The sequence below is a fragment of the Spirosoma terrae genome, from assembly GCF_010435915.1.
In the GTDB taxonomy this organism is placed as follows: Bacteria; Bacteroidota; Bacteroidia; order Cytophagales; family Spirosomataceae; genus Spirosoma; species Spirosoma terrae.
Genome location: NZ_JAAFZH010000002.1, coordinates 653,355 through 674,400 on the forward strand (window position 1 = coordinate 653,355; position 21,046 = coordinate 674,400).

The 21,046-nt window shown below is 49.0% G+C and carries 17 protein-coding genes; 4 read left to right on the forward strand and 13 right to left on the reverse strand.

Features of this window, described 5'->3' with window-relative positions:
- Nucleotides 1-66: 66 nt before the first annotated feature.
- From GK108_RS07775 to accC, 6 genes are all read right to left on the reverse strand, one after another.
- Entirely contained in the window at nucleotides 67-702 is a 636-nt protein-coding gene (locus GK108_RS07775) for a 3-keto-disaccharide hydrolase (RefSeq protein WP_163945292.1), read from the reverse strand.
- Between the two features lie 109 nt (nucleotides 703-811).
- The gene (locus GK108_RS31230) at nucleotides 812-1,114 is read right to left on the reverse strand and encodes an anthrone oxygenase family protein (protein WP_246224743.1); all 303 of its coding nucleotides are present in this window, start codon (nucleotides 1,112-1,114) and stop codon (nucleotides 812-814) included.
- 214 nt (nucleotides 1,115-1,328) lie between these two features.
- Nucleotides 1,329-1,955 (reverse strand): NAD(P)-dependent oxidoreductase, encoded by a 627-nt coding sequence (locus GK108_RS07785; protein ID WP_163945295.1) that lies wholly within the window; start codon nucleotides 1,953-1,955, stop codon nucleotides 1,329-1,331.
- Between the two features lie 67 nt (nucleotides 1,956-2,022).
- The gene (locus GK108_RS07790; RefSeq protein WP_163945298.1) at nucleotides 2,023-2,841 is read right to left on the reverse strand and encodes an AraC family transcriptional regulator; all 819 of its coding nucleotides are present in this window, start codon (nucleotides 2,839-2,841) and stop codon (nucleotides 2,023-2,025) included.
- A 94-nt stretch (nucleotides 2,842-2,935) separates the two neighbouring features.
- The gene (locus GK108_RS07795; RefSeq protein WP_163945301.1) at nucleotides 2,936-4,378 is read right to left on the reverse strand and encodes an amidohydrolase; all 1,443 of its coding nucleotides are present in this window, start codon (nucleotides 4,376-4,378) and stop codon (nucleotides 2,936-2,938) included.
- Nucleotides 4,379-4,646: 268 nt separating this feature from the next.
- Nucleotides 4,647-6,146, reverse strand: coding sequence for an acetyl-CoA carboxylase biotin carboxylase subunit (gene accC / locus GK108_RS07800; protein ID WP_163945303.1), 1,500 nt, complete (start codon nucleotides 6,144-6,146; stop codon nucleotides 4,647-4,649).
- Between the two features lie 222 nt (nucleotides 6,147-6,368).
- Here accC and GK108_RS07805 point away from each other — a divergent pair, with 222 nt between their 5' ends.
- Complete coding sequence (locus GK108_RS07805) at nucleotides 6,369-7,673, forward strand: aminotransferase class I/II-fold pyridoxal phosphate-dependent enzyme (protein WP_163945306.1); 1,305 nt, start codon at nucleotides 6,369-6,371, stop codon at nucleotides 7,671-7,673.
- 144 nt (nucleotides 7,674-7,817) lie between these two features.
- Entirely contained in the window at nucleotides 7,818-8,003 is a 186-nt protein-coding gene (locus tag GK108_RS07810; protein WP_163945511.1) for a histone H1, read from the forward strand.
- 74 nt (nucleotides 8,004-8,077) lie between these two features.
- Here GK108_RS07810 and GK108_RS07815 read toward each other — a convergent pair whose 3' ends face one another.
- Nucleotides 8,078-8,494, reverse strand: coding sequence for a MaoC family dehydratase (locus GK108_RS07815; protein ID WP_163945308.1), 417 nt, complete (start codon nucleotides 8,492-8,494; stop codon nucleotides 8,078-8,080).
- A 135-nt stretch (nucleotides 8,495-8,629) separates the two neighbouring features.
- On the opposite strand from GK108_RS07815, the gene GK108_RS07820 reads away from it, so the two are divergent.
- Complete coding sequence (locus GK108_RS07820) at nucleotides 8,630-9,889, forward strand: acyltransferase family protein (protein ID WP_163945310.1); 1,260 nt, start codon at nucleotides 8,630-8,632, stop codon at nucleotides 9,887-9,889.
- Nucleotides 9,890-9,902: 13 nt separating this feature from the next.
- Here GK108_RS07820 and GK108_RS07825 read toward each other — a convergent pair whose 3' ends face one another.
- Nucleotides 9,903-10,340, reverse strand: a complete 438-nt coding sequence (locus GK108_RS07825; RefSeq protein ID WP_163945514.1) for a YybH family protein — start codon at nucleotides 10,338-10,340, stop codon at nucleotides 9,903-9,905.
- A gap of 125 nt (nucleotides 10,341-10,465) precedes the next feature.
- Here GK108_RS07825 and fabG point away from each other — a divergent pair, with 125 nt between their 5' ends.
- A complete protein-coding gene (fabG, locus tag GK108_RS07830; RefSeq protein ID WP_163945313.1) occupies nucleotides 10,466-11,203 on the forward strand; it encodes a 3-oxoacyl-ACP reductase FabG in 738 nt (245 codons plus the stop codon).
- Between the two features lie 44 nt (nucleotides 11,204-11,247).
- Here the strand turns inward: fabG and GK108_RS07835 are convergent, their stop codons facing one another.
- The 5 genes from GK108_RS07835 to GK108_RS07855 all read right to left on the reverse strand — a co-directional run bounded on the left by GK108_RS07835 (nucleotide 11,248) and on the right by GK108_RS07855 (nucleotide 20,977).
- Nucleotides 11,248-12,123, reverse strand: a complete 876-nt coding sequence (locus GK108_RS07835; protein WP_163945316.1) for an FHA domain-containing protein — start codon at nucleotides 12,121-12,123, stop codon at nucleotides 11,248-11,250.
- A gap of 119 nt (nucleotides 12,124-12,242) precedes the next feature.
- The gene (locus tag GK108_RS07840; protein ID WP_163945319.1) at nucleotides 12,243-16,223 is read right to left on the reverse strand and encodes an FtsW/RodA/SpoVE family cell cycle protein; all 3,981 of its coding nucleotides are present in this window, start codon (nucleotides 16,221-16,223) and stop codon (nucleotides 12,243-12,245) included.
- Between the two features lie 342 nt (nucleotides 16,224-16,565).
- Nucleotides 16,566-17,846, reverse strand: coding sequence for a serine/threonine-protein kinase (locus tag GK108_RS07845; protein ID WP_163945324.1), 1,281 nt, complete (start codon nucleotides 17,844-17,846; stop codon nucleotides 16,566-16,568).
- A 138-nt stretch (nucleotides 17,847-17,984) separates the two neighbouring features.
- Entirely contained in the window at nucleotides 17,985-19,529 is a 1,545-nt protein-coding gene (locus GK108_RS07850) for a serine/threonine protein kinase (RefSeq protein WP_163945327.1), read from the reverse strand.
- Nucleotides 19,529-20,977 carry a PP2C family protein-serine/threonine phosphatase gene (locus GK108_RS07855; RefSeq protein WP_163945330.1) on the reverse strand — a complete coding sequence of 483 codons (1,449 nt, stop codon included), beginning with the start codon at nucleotides 20,975-20,977 and terminating at the stop codon, nucleotides 19,529-19,531. Before GK108_RS07855 ends, GK108_RS07850 begins: the two co-directional genes overlap by 1 nt.
- Between the last annotated feature and the right edge of the window lie 69 nt (nucleotides 20,978-21,046).

Here is a 21,046-nt window from a genome sequence, read left to right on the forward strand (position 1 = left end):
TTGGCTGACGCAAGACCGCTTTGCGAACTACAAACTATAAACCATAAACTGAAAACTATAAACTTCTTAATCAGGCAGGACTTTTATCTGAATGTCCTTAAAGTGTACTTCGCTTTTAGGGTCATGACCTTGCAGGGCTACAGTGCCGCTGCTTAGTTTCTTGGGGCTTGATCCGTTGCTGATGCTATCGGGCTCAGTGTATTGGTTAATGATCTTGTCATTAATACGGATCGTCACCTTCTTTCCCTGAACGCTGATTTGCTCCGTGTACCACTCGTCATCTTTTACAAACGTCTCCTTTACGTCCTGTAGCGCATAAACACTACCCGTTTTACGCCAGTCGGTGTGGGTCTGGTTTACCTGAATTTCGTAGCCTTGGGCGGGCCATCCTTTTTCCTGATAAGCCGTGTGGATAAACATACCGGAGTTAGAACCGGGCATGGTTTTTACTTTCGCTTTCCATTCGAAATTTTTGAAATTATGATTGCCGACCGGCCCGTCATAGAACAGGTGAGCCCGTGGTCCATGAACAACAATTTCGCCATCCTGAACACTGAATGTTGCTGGATTTTCGGCGGCTTTCCAGCCATTAAGCGTTTTACCGTCAAAAATACTGACCCAGCCATCGGCATTCGTGCGAACGGTCAGGTTCATAAATACACCCGATAAAACGACGGCTGACAAAATCAACGTTTTTTTCATACAATTGTGGGGCTAGGTTTAACGTATTGAAGCCACCCGATCCTAAAAAGCATGGATTTGCCAAAACCTAATGATTGTGCTTGTCGGATCAATTAGCGGGAGATAGTCCTTAGTCGTTATTCGAAGGAGACAGACAGGCGACAATAACCAGCACAAGAGCCAGTATGGAGGCTGTTGTCCGAATCCTATGCAGCTTATTCCAGGGAATTTCAAAAGCGCGTCGTTGTGCTGCTACGTCGTCTGCCGATGCTGTCTGTATGTTGAATACGTCGAGGGCTTCGTTCAAAGGTACGTTTCCAAAAATTGTCACTCCGAAAACACCGACCAGATACAGAACCGAAGCACTCAGTAGGAGCCAGAAACGCATACGTAGCGGCTGACAGTACTGGAGCCAGGTACTTGCTGGCAGCAATAACGCAGTCCCGATAAATCCAGCGAAAAAACACTGGATTTAGAATTGCCCGATTGATAGATTGCATAGCCGTCAGGTAATCCATAGCTGCTAAACGACCCAAACCTGGGTTTACTAAACAGGAATAAGCGTAGAAAAGACCAGCCACAAGTGCCGTAGTAATAGTGGCACTAACCAAAATTAGGTTCTGAAACATTGCCATGATAAGTTCGGTCTAGTACGATTGACCGGGCGTTTTATGGAAATAAGTAGTGTTGGTTAGTTGCTTCAGCATAAAATCAGCAACGTCGGCTCGGGAAATTTTAAGTGTTAGATCTGCTCCAGATTCAAAAAAGCCGTGTTTATATTGACCGGTACGATTCCCATCGACGAAAGCAGCAGGTCGGGTAATAGTCCAGTCGAGGTGGCTTTGCTGAATGAAACGTTCCTGAAGCTCGTGATCTTTGTATGCTTTTTTGAGAAGCAGGCCAAACATGATGTATTTCCAGAAGAAGTTGAGTGTATTACGGCTATCGCCAGCGCCGAGTGTAGTTTGACAAATGAAGCGTTTGACACCCGTTTGCTCCATGGCGCGAATGACATTGCGGGTGCCTTCAGATCGTACATGGCCCTCTCTTCCGGCGCCGAGTGAGCATAAGACCGCATCCTGACCTGCTACGGCTTTAACTAATGATTCTGAGTCCAGTACGTCGCCCTGAACAACACGGAGGTTGGGGTGTTTGATTGAGTCAAGTTTAGCAGGGGTGCGAGCGAATGTCGTAACAGTATGCCCTTGTTCAAGAGCCTGGGTAACCAGATGGACTCCGATGCTACCAGTCGATCCAACAATGAGTAGTTTCATAGTTCTCTTATTTTTAAGCGAAACTATGCGGGTAAAAGCCCGTAAAATAGAACGAAACCGACAGAGGCTACTGAGTCCATTCCGCCAGGTTTTTGATTAATTCGTTGGTTTGTTTCCGATATTGATAAGGAGAAAAGCCCGTAAATTCTTTGAAGGCTCGAATGAAATGCGACTGGTCGGCATAGCCGTTGTCGAAAGCAATGTCGGAGAGCTTATGGTAGCCACTGTTACGTAACTGGCGCAAGGATGACTGAAAGCGGCAGATTCGGGCGAATAATCGGGGAGAAATACCAACGCGCTGCTTGAAATTACGCTCAAGACTTCGCTCCGATACATTCAATATCTCCTGTAATTCTTTCAGTGATACGTTCCCCTGCGATGCAAAGAAGGTAGCCAGCGCATAATCTGTCGTTACGTCTCGGTCGCAATTATTATGTCGGATTTTTGTCGATAAATAAGTTGATAGGAGGTTAATCTGATCTGTTGTCGTTGAGGCCGCGTTGAGTTGTTCCACCAGCGATTTCTCCTGTACACGCAGCAACAGGTTTATATCAACGCAAGTATCGGTCAGTTCGTTGGCATCCAGGCCAAAAACCGAGTGGAGTACATGCGGATAAAAGCAAATTCCTACGGTTTTGAGGGGGCCGCTTGTATGCAATTCGCGATGATGAACCGTTTGGCCATAGAGAAAAAGCGCGGGAAGTTCCTTCTTGCTCTGATCGAAGAACTTGCCGGATTGCTCCTGTTGAAACAACAGGCCAGGGCAACCGTCGGGGATTGGTCTGAAGATGGTTGATGAACTAGGTACTGTAGGGCTTTCCAACACCCAGAAATACTGAACGTAGCCTTTGAGCGACGGGGGCGGTGGAAGGTGTTGGTAGTTCATTATGTTTCACCAAAAGCGAGCAGACTACTACGTAATGATTTAAAAAGAAAACGTCCCAAAGGTTTGATTTTTTGGGACGTTACAATCAAAAATATTATTTACGGTAATCTAAGGGTGGTTTTCGGTCTCCAGCCAGCGATTTATAGACAAATTCCTGACCGCCACGTGCTTTATAGAGTTCTGTTTTGGCCTGTTTGATAGTATCTGGCTGGTTAAATAAATCGATCGCACTCAGCGAAATGGTTTTGGCAGCTACCATCATTCCTTTATAACCGATCGACATGCCATTGCAGGCAACAGCCTGCCAGCTGTGGGGCGGTATACCCGGAACGAACGTAGCGGTCGATAAGCCAGCGGTTGGAATCACCCAGCTTACATCGCCTACGTCGGTAGAGGCCGAGCCAACACCATTCAGTGCATAAGGCTGAATGGACGCGGCATAGTCGACAGGAGGCAGGCTTTCGCTATAAACGGTTTTGCGGATTTTGTTGGCGAAATCGGTTTCGTTGGCTGTATAGTTTACGCCACCAACTTGCTCCAGGTTTTTCTGCATCACGCGGGCCAGGGTTTCGTTTGGCAGTAGATTATAGAGCCCAGCCAGAATTTCGTAGTCCATAGTGGTTTCCGTTCCCAGAGCAGCCGCCTGCGCCGTTTTCATTAATCGCGCCCAGATTTCTTCTAACCCTTTCGCTGTTGGGTGGCGGATGGTGTATTCTACTTCTGCATAGTCGGGAACGATGTTCGACGTTAGGCCGCCTTTTTTAATAACGTAGTGAATGCGCGTTGTTGAGCTAACGTGTTCGCGCATCATATTGACCATATAGTTCATCGCTTCTACCGCATCGAGGGCCGAACGTCCTTTCTCCGGCGAGGCAGCGGCATGGGCAGCCAGCCCTTTAAACTGGAAGTTAGCCACCCGATAGGCGAGTGACGACGATGGACTGGCGCTATTACGATCGCCAGGATGCCAGTGCAACGTAGCGTCCACATTGTTGAATAATCCAGCTTTCACCAGATACGTTTTACCGCCACCGGCACCTTCCTCGGCTGGTGTTCCAATGAGCTGAATGGTACCGGGTTTTCCAGATTGCTGCAGCCAGTTTTTGACGGCTACTGCGGCTGCTACTGAGCCAACACCAAACAGATTGTGCCCACAGCCGTGTCCATAAGCGTTAGGCACCAGCGGCTTTCGGAAGGGAACCGAATCTTGCGACAGACCTGGCAATGCATCCATTTCGGCAAGAATGCTAATAACTGGAGCTCCCTTGCCGAAACTGGCTACAAAGGAAGTTGGTATATCGGCTACGCCCGTCGTGATGGTAAAGCCCTGTTGCTTTAATTCGTTCTGTAGCAACTGACTGGTCTGTTCTTCCAGGTAGCCGGGTTCGGCGAGTTTCCAGATACGTCCGGCGAGTTCAGCGTAATGAGCATACTGCTTATCCAGTTGCGAAATGATCTTTGTTTTGTCGGTTTGTGCATGAAGCGTACTGCACAGGAAGAAAGCGATGAGCGCAAGAACAGTTGATTTAAAATGCATATGGTAAATGATTGACTATAAGAGATACGGCCACCAATAGTATTAGAAGAAGGTCGGTGGATTATATTTTGCTATAAAGTTAACCTATAGATAAAAAGAATGGTTAATTTTATTTTGTTAGATTATAATTGGGTAATAATTGATTTATGTGATTTAATATTCTTGTTGTAATGGAGAGTATTTGGGGTTATGTAGCCTGGGCGTCCGGGTATAAACCGCACTAGTTTACCAGTACTAGATTGGGCTAATCCAGACATGGACATTCAGGCTACTTCAAGCGGTTTTCTTTCCACTTGCTACGTGTTTGGGTTAATTGAACCGGCGCTACGTTGGTAGTAGGTTTCTGGTTCTGCAGAAGCCAGGCCGCCAGAACAGCTGCGAGATCAGATTCTGTTTGGTCTGATTTAGCTGTTAATGAATCGGGAGTAAAGTAGTTGGCTACGAATCCCGTATCGAATTGGCCAGATCGGAACGCTTCATGTTCCATCACAAAACGGCAGAAACCCAGCGTGGTTTGTACGCCCGAAATCTGGTATTCATCAATAGCCCGTATCATCTTTTGAATCGCTTCCTCGCGCGAATCGCCATACGTAATGAGCTTGGCAATCATCGGATCATAATAAATAGGAATGCTCATACCCTGTTCAAATCCATCGTCTACGCGAACACCGTTGCCCTGCGGCCGTACGTACGTATCAAGTGTTCCGACATCGGGGAGAAAATTATTGGCGGGGTCTTCGGCGTAAACCCGAATTTCAACGGCATGCCCTTTGATCTGTAAATCGTCCTGTTCAATGGCTAACGGTTTACCTTCCGCAATGTAAATCATTTGCTTAACCAGGTCGACTCCGGTGATCAGTTCCGTCACTGGATGTTCGACCTGCAGGCGCGTATTCATTTCCAGAAAGTAGAAATTGAGCTGGTCATCCACAATAAACTCCACTGTTCCGGCCCCGTAGTAACCACAGGCCCGTGCTACGTCCACAGCAGCCCGGCCCATTGCGTCTCTGATTTCTGGCGTCAGGATGGCCGATGGTGCCTCTTCTACCACTTTCTGATGTCGACGCTGAATGGAACACTCCCGCTCGAACAGATGGATAATATTGCCGTGTTGGTCGCCCAGCACCTGAATTTCGACGTGCCGGGGCGACGTAACGTATTTTTCAATGAACACAGATCCATCGCCAAAAGCGGATTGCGCTTCGCTGACGGCTCGATCCATTTGCTCGTCGAAGTCATGTTCTGCTTCTACGACCCGCATTCCTTTTCCACCACCACCCGCACTGGCTTTGATCAGGATAGGATAACCAATTTTTGCTGAAATGGCCTTCGCTTCGGCCCGGTCTGTAATAGCCGACGGCGTTCCCGGAACCATCGGAATGTTATAATTCGCTACGGCAGCCTTAGCGGCTAATTTACTGCCCATGACTTCGATGCTCTCCGGCGATGGGCCAATAAAAATAAACCCGGCTTCGCGGACCATTCGGGAGAAATTGGCATTCTCAGAAAGAAATCCATAGCCGGGATGAATGGCATCCACATTCAATTGTCGGCATACCTCAATAATGACATCAGCTTTCAGATAGGACTCAGAGGAAGGGGCTGGACCCACGCAGTACGCTTCGTCGGCGTAGCGGACATGGAGAGCGTTTCGATCTGCTTCGGAAAAAATAGCTACTGTCTGAATGCCCATTTCTCGGGCCGTACGCATGATTCGCAGGGCAATTTCACCTCGGTTAGCGACTAGAATTTTCTTAATCTCGGGCATAACGAATAGGAACTATCAGATGCTGAACGCTAGCTTTGAGCTGGCTGGTAAAATGCAGGCCAGAGCGGTCAAAAACCAACATCTGCCCAAGTTAAAGCATTTGTAACAAAAGGATTAAAAAACTGAATTTTAGTACACAAGTTTGTACTCCCAAAAGATAAGCGTATTTTTGCACTTACCGCGTAAAAAACAAGGGTTTAGCCCATTAAACTATAAAAAAAAGTGGATTTATTTGAGAAACTGCGCACCAATCTAGGTCCTATCGGCTCACCGTCGCGGGAGTTCAACGGCCACCACTATTTCGCATTCCCTAAGCTTGAAGGCGAACTCGGACCCCGTATGCGTTTCCGGGGAAAAGACGTCCTCAACTGGAGTCTGAACAACTATTTGGGGCTGGCGAATCATCCTGAAGTGCGTAAAGCTGATGCGGAAGCAGCCGCCAACTGGGGGTTAGCCTATCCGATGGGCGCCCGGATGATGTCGGGAAACAGCGATCTGCACGAGCAATTTGAAAAAGAACTGGCGCAGTTCGTTGGTAAGGAAGATTCCTTCCTGCTCAACTACGGATATCAGGGGGTTATGTCGGCGATTGAGGCTGTTGTTGATCACCGCGATGTAATCGTTTACGATGCGGAATGCCACGCCTGTCTGATCGATGGTATCCGTCTTCATAAGGCCAAGATGGGCGAGTACTATAAATTTAACCATAACGACATCGCCAGTCTGGAGAAAAACCTTCAGCGGGCAACCAAAAAAGCCGAAGAGAAAGGTGGCAGCATTCTGGTCATCACGGAAGGTGTATTTGGTATGTCGGGTAAAGTGGGTAGCCTGGACAAAATCGTTGCGCTGAAAAAATCATACAACTTCCGGTTACTGGTTGATGATGCACACGGATTTGGAACAATGGGGCCAACCGGTGCTGGTGTAGGAGAGATGCTCGGATGCCAGGACGGCATCGATTTGTATTTCTCGACATTCGCCAAATCGATGGCAGCGATCGGAGCGTTTATTGCCGCTGACCACGATATTATCATGTATCTTAAGTATAACATGCGTTCACAGACCTACGCAAAGGCATTGCCGATGCCTTACGTTGTAGGTGGTCTGAAACGTCTGGAGTTAATCCGCAATTCGTCAGAGTATCGGGATAAGCTGTGGGAAAATGTTCGGGCGCTGCAAACCGGTTTGCGTGAGCGTGGTTTCGATATTGGTGATACCGAGTCGCCTGTTACGCCAGTATTCCTGCACAATCTGGAAGGTGGCGTTGCTGAAGTAGCAGCTATGACAAAGGATCTGCGCGAAAATATGGGCGTGTTCTGTTCTATTGTTGTGTACCCAGTTGTACCAAAAGGAACAATCATGCTACGTATCATTCCTACGGCTTCGCATAGCCTCGATGACGTACAATTTACACTCGAAGCTTTCTCAACAGTGGCGCAGCGCATAGAAGCAGGAGTATACCGCCTAAATTCGGTGCCAACAGCCCCTAAAACGCTCGAAGTATCGGCCGAAGCAGCCACTGAGTAGGGTTTTGCTAAAAAAGTTGCATTTTTTTGCTATTTTTTTGGCTAGGCTATTGCGCTGTATGGGAGAATGACTAAATTTCCGCTCAAAACCGCGTTTTTGGGCGGAAATTGGGCATTTTTCACACTTAAACCCATACAAATAGTTATGGCTCGCTTTGATGAAGTAAAAAATCTGGTTATGTCTTTAGAGGCAGATTTTGAGAAGTTTTATGAAAAGAACAACCAGGCTGCAGGTACTCGTGTTCGGAAAGGAATGCAGGATTTAAAAACACTTGCACAAACTATCCGTTCCGAAGTTCAGGATACCAAGAATAACGCTGAAAAAGCTTAATCATCGGTTTCTAATCCGTAAAACGCCCTTCTCCAATTTCAATGGAGAAGGGCGTTTTACGTTTTCCAAGGCAGTTACTGAATCTTTTCGCGGTGCATGAGTGTAGCTACTCCACGAGTGGTCACTTTCTTTGTTGAAACATCGCGGACCTCGCCCAGAATCTGCGCTGTGTGTTTAGCTGAATCAATAGACTGGACGGTAAAAGTGGCTTCGTAGTCGGTATCGACAAACATGGGGCGTAGAAACTCCAGCGTCTGACCCAGATAGACCGAACCATAGCCCGGAAACTCTGTTCCTAATACTTTTGTGAAAACACTGGCACCCAGCATGCCATGAATGATTGGCCGTTTAAAAGGTGTTGTTGCCGCGTAATCGGGGTCAAGATGAAGGGGATTGTTATCGCCGGTAACACGGGCAAATTCAGCAACGTCGGCCTGCGAAAACCGGAATGTGTACTGATGAACGGCATTGAGTGAGAATTCAGGAATCATGATACCAATGAATAATGAATGACAAAAACAGGCGAGCCAGCTGACTCAGATAAAGACAAAGTCAGCAAAGTTCGGAATGTACCTCTAAATCATTCATCATTTATCATTGATAATTCTCACGTACCTTCGCAGATTATGCTTAGAAAACTTTTTTCGCTCGAGGCATCTTACGATAAACGTGTGTTTGGGTTGGATGTGATGCGGGCAATTGCTATTCTGGTTGTGGTTGATTCTCACGCTACGGTGGCTCTCAAAGAATATTACAGTGGTACGTTCCTGCACCAGTTAATTCCTGATGGCGTCGAGTTGTTTTTTGTGCTCAGTGGTTTTTTAATTGGGGGTATTCTGATACGTTCCTACGAAAAAAAAGGCAGCTTCGACCGAAGCCTGCTGCTCAATTTCTGGACTCGTCGCTGGTTTCGAACGTTACCTAACTATTATCTAGTCCTGTGTGCCCTGATTGGTTTTACGCTGGCCAGGGCCTGGCGAAGTGGCCTTCAGCATACGCTACCGCCAACCAACGTAGTAATCAAATACTTCTTTTTCATCCAGAATTTTGCCAGCTACGTTCCCGATTTTTTCCCGGAAACCTGGAGCCTGGCCATCGAAGAGTGGTCTTACATTACGTTACCCTTATTGCTTTGGGCAATGCATCTGCTGTTGCCCGCCAGCTGGCCTCGTCGGCGGGTGGTGCTAATTGCTATCTTGACGGTTATTATTGGTACTAATCTGTTGCGGCTGATCATGGCCCTGCAATATCCTATTACAGAAGGTGAGCTAGGTTTTCGTGGGATTGTACTGACGCGGCTCGATGCTATTTCGTATGGCGTTTTAGCCGCTTATGCCAAGCACTATTTTCCTGGTCAATGGAATGATGAGCGGCTCAAACGTCGACTTCTGGTGGTTGGGTTGATATTGACAGTAACGGTTGCTTTTACGGCTTCCATTTATATTTTACGGTTCTACGTAGAAACGGGCGTTTATCCGCTCTATGTTTTTTATAAGCGTACTTTTTACTTCCTGGTTATTGGCTTGAGTATGACCTTACTCATGCCATACATGGACGGGTGGAAAGCAGCTACGGGGGGCTGGGCCCGCTTTGGGCTGGCCAGAGCAATTACGCACATCAGCCTGATTTCCTATTCGATGTATCTGCTTAACCTGACTCCGATTATGATCACGTTCGTGGATCGTGTTCCCACTACGTCGCTAACTGTAGGCTGGATAAAAGTAGGAGTATTTTGGGGATTGGTACTCGTTGTATCAACGTTGCTATTTAAGTATTTCGAGAAGCCGGTTACTGGGTTGCGTGAACGCTTATCGGTGAAAGAGCCAACGTTGCTGGCCGGAACAAAAGATCAGGAGCTACGAAATCGGGAATATCAACCGAAATAGCTTACGTGATTGATTAGCTGCTGGTATGGTCGCTTACAATCAGCCAGCGCTTTTTAATTTTTCGCCATAAAAGCGTAAAATGGCCGCCCGCATTGCCAACTTTGGGCCTTGTCAGATGCCAGCGCCCAATAACATAGGCAACATTGGGAGAAGGAAATGACATTTCCAGTACGTCGAATTTAAGCGTACCCATCGACTCCCGATCTGGATAGCGCTTTTTGTAGTTGGCAAGCGTGGCCGCATAACCATACGTAATACCTGTTTTATTGACAAAGGTGAGCGAATCAGAAGTCCAGTAGGCGCTCATAAATCGGTCAATCCGTCCGTCATTCCAGTCTTCGGTTTGCTGTTTGAGTAGTAGCAAAATGGCTCGTCGGTCTGTTGCCTGCTGGCCTAGTGCTGGTAAAGACAGGAAAGTGAGAAGGATGAATTTAGTAATAACAGCTAGCATTTTTATGCGGCCAGATTGATTCATTTGGGTCTTGACAAGAGCCTTTGCAGTCATGGGTGGTCGAAGTATGGAAGTTGTCTACTTGAGTATACTGTACTCTTCTGTTTATTGTTTACTGATAAGTTATGAGACTGTCTAATAAAGTTGCCATTATTACCGGAGCGGCTCGTGGAATTGGTCAATGTGGGGCCGAAGTCTTTTGCCGGGAGGGAGCTGCCGTCATCATCTGGGATCTGCTGGATGAGGGCGAAACCACAGCACAACGTCTACGTGATTTAGGCTTCCAGGCCAGTTTTATGAAGGTCAGTACAACGGACATAGCGGCCATAGAAGCCGCAACAAAGGCTGTGATTGATCGTTACGGCCGGATTGATATTCTGATTAACAATGCCGGAATAACCCGCGATAAGAGCTTGCTAAAAATGTCGTTCGAAGAATGGCAGCAGGTTATTGACGTTAACTTGTCGGGGGTGTTCAACTGCACGAAAATTATTGCGCCCTATATGGTTCAGCAACAATATGGACGTATCATTTGTACTTCATCGATCAATGGTGTACATGGAGCTTTTGGCCAAACCAACTATGCCGCAGCGAAAGCCGGTATTATCGGTATGGTACGAACCTGGGCTAAGGAACTGGGGCCAAAAGGAATTACGGTTAATGCGGTTGCTCCCGGCTATATTCGAACGCCTATGACGGATGCCATGCCGGAAGAGGTGCGAAACCAGGCTGTTTCGACCATACCGGTCCGCCGAATTGGTGAACCTACTGATATTGCCTATGCCTATCTGTATTTGGCATCTGATGAAGCCTCGTTTGTTAATGGACACGTATTGGCCGTTAACGGGGGAGCAGCGCTCTGATACATAGCCTATCACGATTTAACGGTTACAATACAGGACCATAGCTAGCATAGCTCAAACAGGAGCAGCACTTCGCCCCCCAACTCAATCTGATCGCCACTTTGGAGTGGGTAGCTCATGCCCGCAATATCGGCTCGTTCCGTCGAATCGTTCGAATGTATGATTTTCGTTTTATTGCCTCCAGCCGGCAACCCACCTGGATCGACGAGGAGTGCGTATCGATTTTGAATCAGATCGTAGCGAATGGTCGCATGTGCCCGACTAACCGCCCCATTGCCAGCACCTTTCTGCGGATCGAAACCAGGAGCGTCGTCATTTAAGATAACAATGTCATTGGTACGTACCCGACCCGATGCCGTTTGGGTTGTATGCCCGCGCCCAATACAGAACGTAGTCTTTTTAGTCGAATCGAGAATGTAGTCAGGCTGCTCCATCAGGCCGACCAGAGCCGAAACTTTGGCCAGAAGTGGTGAGCTATCCGGTTTTGCTTTATCGACAACGAATAAGCCCAGATTACCTTCCCGGTACGTAGCATCGGGCAATGCATCTGTAAAAAAGGCGTAGTCAAACTGCCAGTTCTTAGGTAACGTAATGTAATTGTCCGCCAGCTGACGAGTCAGTTCAGCCTGGAATTTGCCCGACTGATTTGTCCATAAGGCGACTCGATACAACTCTTCATCTTCAGGATTTGCACATAAAACAGACAACCGAAGCCCAATCGGAGCCGTGTCCGGCTCATTCTGATAGGCCCGAAGTTTACTAACAATAAACCGCATGACCTGCTCGCGTAACTGCGCGGCTGGTGGCGGACCAGTTGGCGCTGATTTTGGCGTAGCTGGAACCGGTTCGCTTGGCTCATTAGACTGCTGTTCCGCTGGAGTAAACCCGAATAAATTTTTGACTTTTTCTAGTAGGCTCATAGTATGTTAGTTTTTGTAGCGTGGACGTCCCGTCCGCGTAGCCGTAGGCTAATAATGGAGTTAGTGATTTGCCTATGTAACTTAGCCTGCGGCTACGCGGACAAAATGTCCACGCTACGTTAAAAGCTTCCCAAATAGTTACGCTGTTTTAAAATAGGGGCCACTACGGTATTGGCCAGGTTGACCGCATCGGCGGAGGATTCGCCCAACTCGATACGTACCGTAACCACCGTAGGCGACCGCCCGTCGGGTGTAGGGGCGAAAAATACGTACCAGCCGTCGTTTCGCTGAACACCCTGCACAATACGTTCGGGCGTACCCGTTTTCCCTGCTACCCGCGCATCACTGATCTTACTACGTCCCGCCGATGGATTCGATTGTTCAATCATAAATTCTTCTAACTGTTCCGCATAATCTGCCCGACGTGCTACGTTCTTTCCAGCACTGATAGCCCGCGATTTCCCTGCCTTATCCAGTACGTAGCGCGACGGTTGTAAGATGCCCTGATTGGCAATGGAACCTGCCATCCGGGCCATTGATACGGGAGTCGCCGTTAACTGACCTTGTCCCCAGGCCAACCCCGAAAACTCACTCCGATAGCGTCTTGGATATTGCGTGCTTTGATACAATTTCCGACGTACCACAAAGGAGGAGTCGCGCCAGTGTTGCCGAATCTTGCTACGTTCGTCGTCGGTATGCGTATCCGAAAACGAGTAGCCGCCGATCAAATCGACGTTCATGCCCGTGGCTAAATAAAGATCGGCCAGTTCATTATCCAGATTATTATCATTGGCCGTTCGGATAAAATAGACGTTGCTCGACCGAACAATTGCCTTTCGCATATCGACCGATTCTCCGCAGGGCTCCGATTCCCGCGCACCGCGTCGGATAATTTCCTGACACGAAATTGGATAGCTAACTGACGACGCCGACGAGCCCAGTTTATTAAAGGCTGCCATTGCCGTCAAAATTTTAGCCGTGGAACCGGGCGCTGTTGCGTACGTCATGCCCAGATCCCGTTCGGTTACCAGATACGGTAATTTGAGCCGATCCCGATCGGATAAGAGCATAACTTCGGGCGTTTTGAGATTGGGTAATGGGTGAACCGCCGACGCCAGTACGTCTCCCGACTTCGCATCCAATACCACTACCGAAAGGCGTTTGTTATTGTATTCAGATTGGGCCAACCCCTTCTGTAACGCAACTTGCAGTTCGGCATTGATGCTCAGCTTAATATCCCGGTTCTGGGCTTTGCGGTCGGCCACTTCACGGCTATCGATTCCGGCCCGTAAGGCTGGAGCCAACTCGCTATAATCGTAGGCAGTGAGTGTACGCGTTTGCTGAACCGTTGGGCTGAAGCGGTCGGCCTGGTAGTCGGTAGCAACAAGAGTCGTTTTTCTCGGGCGGCTATTAAATCCACGTAACTCGCTGAAATGAGTAGCCTCGGCGTAATAGCCGTTGCTTTGTCCCCAGAAAAGTTGCGTATTCAGATCGCCCGTCCAGAAAAATAAATGGTCACCAAACGGGTAATACCGTTGCAGTCGTTTCTGCGTGAGGGTTTGAAGTTGGTCCGATTTCAGGCCACTTTGCCGAAGCCGCGTTGATTGTTGTTTAACCTGTTCGGGCGAACTGGTTGCCAGTACCAGACCGTTGCGGTCATAAACAGTTCCTGCCGCCAGCACACGAGTCAGCCGCTCGATTCGGGGATTGTAGCTGTACACAGGATCGCCATTGCGGGTCACTACCCGAGCCGGGCGAACTATATACTCATTACCCCGCCAGCCGATAATCGGTAATAAACGACCGATTAGAACCAATACACCAATCAAAAACCCGGCAATACCGGCCATCAGCACTACGTCGTAATGCTTCTCCAAATATTGACGTTGCTCAATCTGCCCCGGTCGATGCGCTACGCTAAACACTGCGCCCATCGCCATTAAATTGACAATTAGCGAAATCTTGCCGTAACTCAGAAATGGTACGCTAATGCCTGTCAGGGGGAGCAAGCCAATGGAGCCGCCAGCAATGATCAAGAATTGAACACCCGTGGCAATGGCAATACCAGCCACGAGGAAGAAACTAAAGGGCTGACCGGCTCGTCGGGCATGCAATAAGATTCGGTGTAGTAGTATGCCCATCAGCAGAAATACGGCCACTACGCCCAAGCCACCCAGCCCTTCGCCCACACTCGGCAGAATCATATCGGTATGGGCGGCTGGCATGGCACTCGCAAAGCCCTTTCCCAATCCCTGACCCGTCCAGCCACCAGATGATAATGCCCAGAAACTGTGTGCCAGATGATCACCTCCATACACGTCGTTATTCCAGGGGTTGAGCCACATTGCTTTCCGGTCGGCAAGGCGACTTCCTACAAAGGGCAACTGATCCCCAAACGAGAACATCGCCATCACCAGAAGAAGTAAGACAGGCGCTTCGGTCAATAAGGCGGCCCAACCCAATTTTGTCCGCGAACGCGCTTCGCCCTGCCAGTACATATACCCGATTAGCACAACTAAACTGAGCAACGTAGCAGCCCAACCCGGTAGTAACCAGAGCGCTATGCCATAGCCAAGCCCCGTTGCCAGCGTTAGGGGCAGGTTCCCGCGAGCAATGCTATAAAACAGCAGAAACGTAAAGCAGACGACCAGAGCCGGACCCATATCGCCCAGCAAGAGATAGAGCAACATAAGCAACCCTGCTCCGGCCAATGCGCCCAAACTCACCCTAAACCGCCAGCGCAGATCGGGTAGTTGGCGAATCTGTTGTTCATTGGCGGCAAAGAATCCAGCAAAGAAGATCAGCAGCAGGTATTTGGTGATTTCGCTGGGTTGAAACGTCAGACCCAATATCGACAGGTTCACTCGTACACCACTCCCTTCCGGCCCCGAACCGATGAGCAATGTCAACGTAGCGAGGCCAACCGCGAGCACCAGCCACGTCCAGCCCGACAGCCGTACGGAAGACCGGTTTCGGAACGTAACAAGCCAGTCGTAGCGCCAATCCGCGTAAAATCGCCCAATGTTTAGCTGGGATAAAATCGTCATGCCAGCCAGACCTATCGCTATGCCCTGTACTGTTTGCCAGGCGTAAAGCATATCCTGCAACGGGTCCTGAATGGCTAAAAGCGTCAGTACCGATATACCCGTCAGCAGCATCAGAATGGGCAATAACAACGGGTCGGGTTGAAAGCGTCGAATATCCCAAAAGCCCTGCACTAGCCAGAATAGGAGTATAAACAACACAACAATTGCCCAGAACTGCGCCGTAAAGGCGGTTGGTGTTCGAACCGTAAACGCATGGTCGTTTTTGAGCTGTCCATAAACGGTTGAGCCAATAAGACGCAGTTGATGCCGACGAGCGGTGAACGTATAGGACTGGTCACTGGTTAAATGGCTCGTCCCTCGGCGACTCCCAAATTCAAATCCGGGCTTCAGTGGAATGACACTATAGCCTGAACGTTCCGTCAAACCCGTAAAAGAGAATCGGCCATCAGCATCCGTTCGGGCGTACGTGAACCGGTCTGGCAACGTATCGGGTTGGGCGGTGGCGGGATGGCGCTTTAGCTGAACCAATACGCCTGCCATCGGTTTTTCGTCGTGCATAACCCGCCCCGATATTGACTCTGACCCACTTCCTGCGTTAACGGTAGCGGGGTATGCTTTGGGATTGTTTAATTCACGAACATACAGCACCGAATCGAAGCCCATTTGCTGACGCGATACCTGCAAGCGACTCTGAAAATCGGTACCGCCAACCCGACTACGCCAGGGAACAGGAGCCAGCACTGAAAATAACCGTTTGTTTAGGCTTCCCAGATTATCGGGCGAGCCATTTTGCCGAAGCTTCACAGCCAGCGAATCGGCAATGAATACCCGATCTTTCAGGTCGCTGTAGTAGTTGCCAGTGTTGAGAATCTGCTGGATCGACGCCGATTTTAGTCCTGCTTCAAGTGTTAACGCCTGCCCGCTGGATAAGGCTTCTTTAGTCTGGTTCAGCGCAGGAGACAAGTTCATATACAACCGCCCAAACAGTAGAAGCAGAATTACCGATGCGCCCAGCAAATAAAAACGCCCGGAAGGGCCAGAGGATATAGTCATGTTGTGATGGTGGTAATCGTAGACACCTGCATTCCTCTATTGATTTGAAGAAATTAATTGGGAAGCGCAATCAATCCATTTTCCTATGCGACCACCCCCAACCCCCGGAACGCCGGACCGCTCCTAAAACAGGAGGGGGCTCTCTCAAAGACACTTGTTGGTCGTTTATTCTGAACTAGAATAGGGGAGCAATTATGTCCCGGCATAGCCCCCTCCTATTTTAGGAGGGGCCGGGCCAGCGTGCTGGTTGGGGGTGGTAAAAAGGTACCCAGACGATCAGCGACCTATTAGGCGATTATTTTCTTCAAATCAATTAGAAACTACGGTAAATGCTGGTATTAGTTAAAACGTCCGTGTTGAATCAACGACTGCTTTCGATGAATCAGGTACGGCTGGTGGCGGTTCGGGTACGACCTCCAGATTGCTTTCGGTTGTGGTCGAATCCGTTGGGCTCTCAATTATGTAGCCTGATGAAGCGTCCGTCGTATCCTCAGGCATTGTGTCGATCGCCGACGTATCAGATGCTGTGTATGTCGAATCTGCTACAATTGGGGATTTAGTAGTGGCTTCATCCTGACGCATTTTGTACAGAATTGCCAGCCCGATGAGTAACGTCACGATAAAGAAAGCCAGGCCAACAGCCCATCCATTTGAGCGACGCTCAGGTTCATCATCAGCGATTGGTTCTACCGGTGCTGCTGGCTGGGGCACTTGTATCGGGGCCGCCATCGTGCGCGACGTAGCAGGTGCCCGTCGATCCGTAGCCCGATTCGGCTGCAACTCTTCAACATGGGCCTGTTTTAGCAACAACACGAATTCGTTGACGTCGCTCAGCCGTTCGGACGGATTTTTGGCTAATGCCCATTCCAGAATGGTGTCCAGACTCGGCGGAAGATACTGGCCGGAAGGAAGGCGTAAAGCCGGTGGCGGGGTTCGCAGAACATGACCCATAAACGTAGCAATTCCAGCACTGTCGATCATCGAGAACGGTACCCTGCCCGACAGGCATTCGTACAACACAACGCCCAGCGAATAATAATCCGTAGCCTTATCAACACCCCGTGGATTATCGAACTGCTCCGGCGACGCGTATTCGTAAGTCATCAGCGATTGGCCCGTCATCGTTTGCGATTGTTCACGCAGGCGGGCCACCCCGAAATCGGTCAGCAGAAAATGGATTTCGCCACTGGGCAAGGGACGATACAGTATATTTTCTGGCTTGATATCGCGGTGAATAATGCCGCGCGTATGAATCGCCTTAAAGGCTTCGGCCATCTGCAATCCCAGCCGAATTGTATTGGATACGTCCAGATAGCCCTGTTCGCCGAGAAGTGTGCGCAGATTTCCGCCCTCCACCCATTCCATCACAATAAACGGCATGGGCATATCCAATTGTACTTCTCGAACAAGTACTACGTTCGGATGCTGAATGTCGGTCATTAACTGCGATTCGAGACGAAACCGACGTAGCGTATCCGCGTCGGTATTGACCGTGAAGTGCTTAATCGCCACTAAATCGCCGGTTGCCAGATGACGTGCCTTCAGCACACGGGCGTTTGACCGACCCAGTTCGCCGATGATTTCGTAACCCGGAAAATACGTATTGACACTAACAGTTGGCATGGTCAATTAATGTAACGAGTCTGTTATGAAACCGCACGAGCGGCCCCGGCAGATTATTATGATCGTTAAGATTGTCAACACTAGTTGTAGAAAACCAAAAAATCATAATTCATCTTATTAATCATAAAAATCTGTGTTCTATTGTGTTGAGTCAGCAGCCATCAGCGAGTCCAGCGGTTGGGCAAACTGATGTTCGACAATTTTGTACGTAACTTTAGTACCGCGATCGCTATTGGGAGCAGTTTCAATTAACGACGAATTGGGCCCGACATTACTGAAATTTACCTTTTCTGATTTGTAAAGACCTCCGTTTTCCTTGTAATAGTTCACCTTAACCCCAACCGACGAAAAGGTGATCTGACTCGGATTTGTCAGTTGAAGCTGTACGTTTTTTATTCCACCGAATAAGCCTACCCGGTAATCATTCACCTTAACCGTTAGCCCCTTAACTGCAGCAAGCGCTTCCAGTCTGAGTTGTTCCTGTCGTACGGCTTCCACTTCTTCCTGTTGCCGACGTATTGTTTCTTCGTTATTATTACTCCCACCAGACGTATCAGGAATGGTAGTAGACGTATCAGAAATCGTTGTACGAGAGCTGGATTTTGGTTTGAGAACAACGTAGTACAGGCCAACGATACCTAAAAAAATAGCCAGTGCAAGGGCCGCCCATTTTAATCCACCCGATATCGGCCGACGAGGTGCGGATCTTGGCAAAGGCTTCGCTTCGGCTACCGTATTGTTTGCTACGTCAACCGCTTTTGGGACAGGCTCAGGGGTGATGGCTAGCTTTATTGAGGCCGAACTTGCAGGCCGTGAAAAACTAGTGCGATTGGTTTGTAGATGAGCTAGTTCGGCTTGCTTGAGTAGCCAGGTCAATTCATCAGGGTCGCTCAGTCGCTCGGTTGCTTTCTTTTGCAATAATCCGCGCAGTAAATCCGTAAATGGGCTAAGTGTCTGGTCATTGCTGGAAATCGTCAGCGCGGGCGGTGCTTCGTTCAGCACTTTATTCATGAACGTAACGATTCCCGAATGATCGTCCAACGCAAACGGTACGCTTCCGTGCAGGCACTCATACAGAACCACGCCCAATGAGTAGTAATCCGTTGCAGTGCCAACATTCCGAGGATCATTGAACTGCTCCGGCGACGCATATTCATAAGTCATCAGCGACTGCCCCGTCAACGTAGTCGATTGCTCGTGCAAGCGAGCCACGCCAAAATCAGTCAGCAGAAAATGGAGTTCACCGCTTGGCAAAGGACGATACAGAATATTCTCCGGCTTGATATCGCGGTGAACAATGCCTTGCGGATGAATCGCTTTAAAGGCACTGGCCATTTGCAACCCTAACCGACTAACCGTCGATACGTCTTGCGCGCCCTGACTGTCGATGAGTTGCTTTAGGCTGCCTCCTTCAATCAGTTCCATGACAATGTAAGGCAACTCCGCTTCGAGCTGAACCTCCCGTACCTTTACGATATTAGGATGGACAATGCTAGTCATAATCGCTGATTCCCGCTCAAAACGACGTAGCGTTTCGGCATCGGTGTTAAGAGCAAAGTGCTTTATAGCCACCAGATCGCCCGTTGCGAGGTGACGTGCTTTCAGGATACGCGCATTGCTACGTCCTAATTCACTGAGCACTTCGTACCCCGGAAACCGTGTATCAAATCGAATTGTGGACATTAGTGGCGCTGTTTTTGGGCTGAATCAGGCTGATTTTGTACTGACAGAAAGACAACGGCTTTGCGGAACGTATCCTGCCGAATAGCCACGCTAATGGGCAAACCTACGTTTTTGAAGTATACGTTTGAGAGCTGCAACTTCGCATCGCGGCTTGTCTCAATCCCCGTTCTAAATCCGTTGATGACAATATTTTCCAGATTTACGGCTCCAGATCGGCTGATACGTAGTGCTACGTGCGTTTGTGCTGAGTCGGCAGGTAGTAAGACGGCTAACCGATTATCGCCCACGATACGTTGCAGGGAATCGTTTATGAGCAAGGTCTTCGTGAGCCGAAACGTATCGGCAGGCAAAATAAGATGATGGTCTTTACTACGGTAGGCCGTTTGTAGCAACGAATCAAATCGCATCTCCTGGGTTGATATCGCTGATGCTACGTTCGGTTTATTGCTGATCGTTGCCAGGCTATCGGCCACTTTTGTGTCAGATTGTCCTGATGGCTGATATTGATACCACACTATTGCCGCTATTAGCCCGATTGCTACTAAACCAAACAGCGGCAAGAACCCCGTCGACCGCTTTTTGGCGGGCTTTATCTGGTTAGATGGTACCGCCTGAGCTACGGGAGCCGCTTGTGGTATTACCGGCGTTGGCACGTCGACAGACTTGGCTGAATTAGGCGGTAGAGGCTTGATAGCAGACGTATCGTTTTTGGCCAGAACAACAGTGATGTTGTCATTACCGCCTTGCTTATTGGCAAACCGAATCAATTCAAGTGTCTGCTCATCAAGGGAACGTTTTTTACTCAGAACCGCCTTCACTTGTGACTGCGTAATCATATCCGTTAAGCCATCGCTGCAAAGTAGTAACTGATCGCCCGGTAGAAAATCGGTTTCGCCCGACTCCAGAAAATCAGGATCATCGACCCGGTGTTCCATGGAGCCAACGTCCCGCAGAATTTCGTTTCGGCGCGGGTGTTCCATCGCTTCGGCTTCGGTGAGTTCATTGGCATCCTCCCGAACGCCAACCAGCGAATGATCGTGCGTCAATTTTTCAAGAACGCCCTGACGGAGTCGATATAAACGGGTATCGCCCACATGAACGTAGTACAACTTTCCTGCCTGACTATCAGCTACAGCAGTAGTCAACACACAGCACATTTGCGCCAGTTTTCGATCCCGCTGCCGCTCTTTATTGATCTGATTATTGGCAAATACGACCGCTTCACGTAGCATCGACAACGGATTGCCGTTTGGCGTAGCCATGTATTGCTCTATCGACTCGCGGGCAATAGCCGCAGCCCGGTCGCCCCCGGCGTACCCGCCAACACCATCAATAACCGCCAGCAATGCAGTATGTTCTGCCCAAATCGTTGAGCAGATAAAGGCATCCTGATTATCGGTTCGGCGCTTACCTACGTCGGTTGTGCCAGCAAATACTAATGAATTCATTTAGTAGCATGCTTTATTCGTTGACAGGATTAACATGATTGACAGGATATGGATGAGAACAATCTTGTC